Origin of the sequence: Parachlamydia sp. (genome assembly GCF_050255895.1) — a bacterium.
GTDB classification, from domain to species: domain Bacteria; phylum Chlamydiota; class Chlamydiia; order Chlamydiales; family Parachlamydiaceae; genus Parachlamydia; species Parachlamydia acanthamoebae.
In genome coordinates, this window is the sequence record NZ_JBFWIR010000108.1 from 1 (window position 1) to 6,097 (window position 6,097).

A 6,097-nucleotide genomic window follows, 5' to 3' on the forward strand; every position below is an offset into this window, starting at 1 on the left:
AGCTATAAGAACAGCTTCCGCATATTTCGTCAAATATTACCAGAGGTGTCATCGATCGCGTTTTTGACATGGAAATCGCTCAGCAAGCTTATATGCTTGCAACCAATGACTTATCATGGATGGTAGCATGGACATTTATTTTTATGGTTCCTATTCTTTTGTTTTGCAAGCCTGTTCATAAGCACCAAGTAGATGTCTCCCAATCCGTTCAGCATTGATAGAATGAGAATTCAATTGTCGTCCATCTTGTTGTTTTTGCAATGTTCTTGTATGCTTTATTTCATTATTCAACACACTCTTTTATTTAGGAATTCATATGTCCCAAGAAAAAAATGCAATTAGCCCAACTCGTGAAGAAAATTATCCAGAGTGGTATCAGCAGGTTGTAAAAGCGGCTGACCTTGCTGAAAATTCGCCCGTCCGGGGTTGCATGGTTATTAAGCCATGGGGTTATGGTATTTGGGAAAACATGCAAAAGTACCTCGATCAAAAAATCAAAAGTACAGGACATGAAAATGCCTATTTTCCTTTGTTTATCCCACTCAGTTTTTTGGAAAAAGAAGCAGCTCATGTCGAAGGATTTGCCAAAGAATGTGCGGTTGTCACCCATCATCGTCTAGAAGAGAGAAATGGGAAATTGATCCCTACAGGTGAGCTGGAAGAGCCTTTAATCGTGCGGCCAACTTCTGAAACTATTATCGGAGAATCATTTTCTAGATGGGTAGAATCCTATCGCGATTTACCTCTTTTAATTAACCAATGGGCAAATGTTGTGCGTTGGGAAATGCGCCCACGTATATTTTTGCGTACGGCGGAATTTTTGTGGCAAGAAGGGCACACTGTGCATGCTTCATCTGAAGAAGCTTTTGAAGAAACGTTAAAGATGTTGGAAGTGTACCGAGAATTTGTAGAAAACATCTTAGCGATTCCTGTGATCACAGGAGAAAAATCTCCAGGCGAAAGATTTCCAGGTGCGGTCAGCACATATACCATTGAAATGATGGTACAAGATCGCAAAGCTTTGCAAGGGGGGACTTCTCACTTTTTAGGGCAGAATTTTGCCAAAGCTTCAAATATTCGTTTTAGCAATAAAGATGGTGAAACCGAATACGGGCATACCACTTCTTGGGGTATTACAACGCGTTTGATTGGCGCCTTGATTATGACACATGGCGATGACGATGGAATTCGCCTACCTCCTAAAATTGCGCATCGACAAGTTGTCATTCTCCCTATCATGCCAAAACCTGAGCATGAAGCCGCAGTGTTAGGGCAGGCGGAGAAGGTTGCTCAGGAGTTGCGCTCTTCCACATTTAATGGTCAGCCAATTTCTGTTCATGTGGATAAAAGAGATTTACGCGGTGGCGAGAAAAATTGGGAGTGGATTAAGAAAGGGGTTCCGATTCGTATCGAGATAGGACCAAGAGACGTAGAAAACCAAGTTGTAACACTCTGTCGACGTGACCAGCCGCACAAAACTAAGATCACAATTCCTGTAGCGGAGTTAAGTCAAAAATTGCCTTTGATATTAGAAGACATGCAAAATAACTATTTTGCACAAGCTTTGCAATTCAGAGATTCCCATATTCGAAGAGACATCCATACATTTGAAGAGCTCAAACAATTTTTCACACCGAAAAATGCAGATAAACCCGAGATTCATGGTGGATTTGTTTTAGCGAAATGGTGTGGAGATCCAGAAACAGAAAAAATGTTGGATGATTTAAAAGTGACCATTCGTTGCCTGCCTTTAGAGCAGTCAGAAACAGAAGGCACTTGCATTTTGACAGGCAAAAAAGCTAAGTTAGATGTGATTTTAGCAAAATCTTACTAAGCTATCTCACAAACAGCCAGTGATTCCCAACAACGGCACGCTCAGCATAACGTTTTTGTTGTTGTTGGGGATTGCGGATGCTTTTGAGATCAGTTTCTAGCTTAGCAGATAACCTTGCTTTTTCCTCTTGCATTTGATTCCAATTTTCTTCGGTAAAATGATCTTTTGTCTGAATGAATTGGCTTAATTGTTCAGGTGTGACTTTGAGCTCTTCCTCAAGAAGGGTATTAATTTGGCGATCGATTGATTCGATGTGAATAGAAAGTTCTTCGATTTTAAACGTATTTTTCTGGATTTTTTCTTCTAAAGAATCATGATCAAACATGGGATTACTCCTTTTTTCCGTTAATTTTAAAGGAGTTGGCTTTTTCAAGCAAAAAAAGAATAAGGGATTATAATGACACTCTACTTTGCTTTAATGACGGGAATATGTGCTGTGTTTGCCTTGGTTTGGTTGTTAAGGCAAAAAAAGGAAAATAGAATCCCTGAAATTTTAAACAAAGAGGAAAAATTTTCCCTATTGCTTGATCAGTCAATTGAGAGAGTTTTTGATCGTTTTATGGAAGAAATCCCGATGGCCGGCATGTTTTTAAAAGGCGCGACAGCCGAAAAACTAAAAAAAACGGCAAAAAAAGAACTTGAACCTCTTTGGGGAGAAGTTCAAGCCTTGGAGATGGTTAAAGAAACGAACCAAGTAAAACCTAAATACCCAATCTTGTTGATTGGCTGTCTCCTAATCAGCATTTGTATACTCGTTATTTTTCTGCTATTTCCGACCGTGCTTTTAAATTAATAAGGTATCGATTAGAATTTATTCTAGTTCAAGCTTTTTTTTGAGCTCAGCCACACGCTCATGTAAAATAGCCACTTTTTCTGCGAATACTGGGGGATTGCTATTTTTGTTTTTCCTAATTTCTTCGATTAAATTCTCGTTCTCTTTAACAAATGGATCAATCAAATCGAATATTTTTCTCTCTGAAGGGTTTTTTTTGTCTAAGGATTCTGTAATTTCTTTTAGCGTATTCAGAAAACGTCGATGGGTGACTATATTATTTTTAAAATCATCGAAGTTTTTAAAAGTATCATTTAGATTAAATTCAATCGAAACATGTCTTTTGATATAATCTAAATCAAAAACACCTTTATGATTGAATTTATTAAATTCATTTTTATCTATTTTTAATTCTTTTCGTAGGTTTGCTTTATTTAAAACAACCCATTTGCCATCTTCTGTCTGAATTCTTGTTGAAAAAAGTCGAGTAATGAACCAAAAGGAAGGTTTTTTTTCGTAGATTTTCACTCTGCCTTCAACATTCAATTTTTTTTGATGATCTTGATCAAAAGCCTGAACTTTATCTTTAAAAAGAAGTTGTATGCGCTTGTCTTTGGCTTTAGCTTTTTCTGAACTGGGAGGTGATATAAAAAGTTGGGCCGAAAATTTAATAGAATCGGGATTAAAATTGACCATAGGGAAACTCCATTGTTAATAATAATTATTATTATACAATTATTGTTAATTAATCATAATAATTTAAAACTCTTCTAATTGCTCCAGTTTTTCATAGCAGGTACGCTCTTTACATTCATAAAATCGGAAAATTCTAAAATCTTTAATTATCGATTATTTTAATAAATGAATGTGATGTTATAATAAAAATACAACGTTAAAATATTATTTTTTTGTCTCAGGAAAACTAATGGAAAAAACAATTATTCTTTATTCAAAACAAGACCAGCAATTTCAAATGTCTATGCAGGTCGAAGCTAACGCTTCCCTTAATGATGCACGCCTTATTCAGATTATTGAAGATGTTTTAGGTCAGGTAAAAGAAAAACCGATTAAAAATTTAAAGCTTAACGTGAAAGATCTAAGCGCCATTACGTTTGAGATCAATCAAGATCAGCAAGTTCAAAAATTAAGTTCTGAACTCAAACAAGCTCTTCCTGAAGATCTTCGTATAAAAATCGTTTCTGCGACAGCTCGTGCGCTTCCAAAAAATTTCCGATCAATCAAAGAAATACGGCAGTCTCTATTGGACACTTGGCCAAGCAATGTGCCTGTTATCAAACTATTGTGGAATGTTGCTGTGCATCCCCTAAGTCTTTTAGGACGTCTCCTCTTTTTAAAAAAATACGATATCTCAGGCTTAGATCTTGTACAAAGCCCGCATGATAAAAGAGCTTTTTTGACAGCTTTAGAGTGGAGTAAAGATGCATTGGATTTAAAATCTGAGGATGATTCGCTCCTTCCTTTGGGGGAAGAATTCACCTTGGCAGCACAATTTAAAGAAGCGATCGAAACGGGCAAAGGACAAGAAACAGGATCTAAGCAGACCCTAGCTAAAAAATACGCGGAGCAAATCTTAGAACGCTTTGAAAAAGTCGAAGATGTAGATCGTGCTGTCAATTTGATGCTCATTCCCACAGGCTACTGGAAAGATCGTGCTTTTGAGCCCGTCCTTTTAGCATTTTATCGTCATCCCGAAGGTTATTTGGCCTTGACCGAGTTGACTTATGGACAAAAAAATGCAGCTGTTTCCCACGATTTTGGATGGAAAGATGGGATTGATGCTGACAAGTTAAGTGTATATTTAGCTCCTATTTTAGGTTTGACTGAGAAAACCACTGATTCACAAGATTTTAAAAAGGACAATGTTTACCGTTTGGCCTATTTAAAATGGATGGCTCTGAAAGGTAAAGGAGCTCAAAATCTAGGGGAAAGCGAAGTCCTGGGTGAAGGAGAAGGAATCCCTACCACTGTGGAAGCCTTCAGACAAGGGATTTGGGGAACTTCTGGCGCAGTGTTTTTAGAGCCAAGCCCTCAACGTCGCATGAAAGTGAATCGAGATCCTCAGCAACTCGTACATGAAACTATTCGTTTGCAATTTTCCGGCTCTGCAGCGGCAGAAAAAGCTGTCTTCACACTAGCAATTCTCAATGATCGCTTAGAAAAAGTTCTCAAGGCATTACCACAATTGAGAGAAGAGGAAAAGCGAAAATGGCTTCATCAACTGGAAAAAGATCAAAAGAGATTAGAGCGGCAATTGGGAAAAGCTTCTGGAGATATTGAATTTAAAGACATTATTTTTGGCCCCAACAGTGCTTTTTCATCCTACACGAAAAGAATAGAACAATTAAAAGGAGAGTTAACGAAGTTAGAAAGAAAAGAAGCTGCCTATCAAAAAAAGAGGCTTGCTCTTTTTACCAAAGTCAAAAGTGTTCCAACCCTTTTAAAAGTTCCTGAGGGGTTTTCCATTCAAGCCAAAACGCAAAAAATATCTTCGAAGGAAATTCTAGCATTCGATTTGAAAATGGTGTCTGAAATTCAAGAAAGGTTTGAAAACCCTTCCATGGAAAATGTGGAAGCCACGTTAGAGCAATTAAAAACGATTGCAGGACGTCTCGATGAGTTAGTTGACCAAAAGAAATATCAGGCTGCCAAAGAGCTTTATCGCTCGGTGATGTCTCATCTTCCTCTTCCAATCAGTGGTGATCCTGGTCGGGCTGAGACATTCTATGATATTTTATATCAAGTGTGTCTTGATCAAGGAAATAGCCAGCTTTTGGATCAATTTAGCGCATCGTTAGAAAAATTTTCTCACTTTTTTTGGGAAGCTAAAATTAAAACAGCAGATATGCCGCTCACTGCAAGCGACTGGGTGCACGCCATTAACCAGCAAGCAGTTTTGCTGAGGTTAATTGAAGATCGAAAAACTTATATTGAATCGATTTATCCGGGTCAATTGGATTTAAATGCTTTAAAGGACCCACAAAAAAGAGAGAAAATTAAAGAAACATTAAGCTACGAAGATCTTGCGATTTATCTTATTCGCAGTGATATAAATTACGATCTTTTGATCGAAAAACTCATTCTCGAAAAACATCTCAAGCCTTCTTTGAGTCCAGATTTAGAAGAAAAGTTTACATTGATTCGACATTACTTCAAAGAAGCTGCAGCTAGAAAAGACTCATCTTTCGGATTGAGCATAAATTCATTAGAGAGAGTCCATGATTTATATCATAAAGGCAAAGAGCGTGATAAGGTACGACCTATAATGGAAGAATTATTAATTGAGGAGTCATTGTATCGTCGCTATGCTGGAAAAAAAAGTTCAAGTTTACATGTGCCCTATTTACCAGGTCAAATGGTCGATTTGTTGCGTGCACAAACGATGTTTGTCTCTCAACTCTTCCCTGATACCTCTTTTGGTGAGACAAATGAAATGATTTTTGCTTTGAAAAATACTTTCACTTACATTAGGA

The 6,097-nt window shown here is 37.4% G+C and carries 5 protein-coding genes and 1 pseudogene; 3 read left to right on the top strand and 3 right to left on the bottom strand.

Annotated elements, in window-relative coordinates; translation table 11 throughout:
• Positions 1 to 150: 150 nt before the first annotated feature.
• The gene (locus AB7E63_RS13015) at positions 151 to 291 is read right to left on the bottom strand and encodes a hypothetical protein (RefSeq protein ID WP_428419636.1); all 141 of its coding nucleotides are present in this window, start codon (positions 289 to 291) and stop codon (positions 151 to 153) included.
• Between the two features lie 25 nt (positions 292 to 316).
• Between AB7E63_RS13015 and proS the strand changes: the two genes are divergently transcribed.
• Positions 317 to 1,834, top strand: a complete 1,518-nt coding sequence (gene proS / locus AB7E63_RS13020) for a proline--tRNA ligase (RefSeq protein WP_006339752.1) — start codon at positions 317 to 319, stop codon at positions 1,832 to 1,834.
• 1 nt (position 1,835) lies between these two features.
• Here the strand turns inward: proS and AB7E63_RS13025 are convergent, their stop codons facing one another.
• Entirely contained in the window at positions 1,836 to 2,159 is a 324-nt protein-coding gene (locus AB7E63_RS13025; RefSeq protein ID WP_050784535.1) for a hypothetical protein, read from the bottom strand.
• Positions 2,160 to 2,231: 72 nt separating this feature from the next.
• On the opposite strand from AB7E63_RS13025, the gene AB7E63_RS13030 reads away from it, so the two are divergent.
• A complete protein-coding gene (locus AB7E63_RS13030) occupies positions 2,232 to 2,627 on the top strand; it encodes a hypothetical protein (RefSeq protein ID WP_006339750.1) in 396 nt (131 codons plus the stop codon).
• Positions 2,628 to 2,645: 18 nt separating this feature from the next.
• On the opposite strand, the gene AB7E63_RS13035 is transcribed toward AB7E63_RS13030, so the two are convergent.
• Positions 2,646 to 3,302, bottom strand: coding sequence for a hypothetical protein (locus AB7E63_RS13035; protein WP_284452749.1), 657 nt, complete (start codon positions 3,300 to 3,302; stop codon positions 2,646 to 2,648).
• Between the two features lie 229 nt (positions 3,303 to 3,531).
• On the opposite strand from AB7E63_RS13035, the pseudogene AB7E63_RS13040 reads away from it, so the two are divergent.
• Positions 3,532 to 6,097 (top strand): annotated as a pseudogene (locus AB7E63_RS13040) (DUF3638 domain-containing protein); the annotation flags it as partial.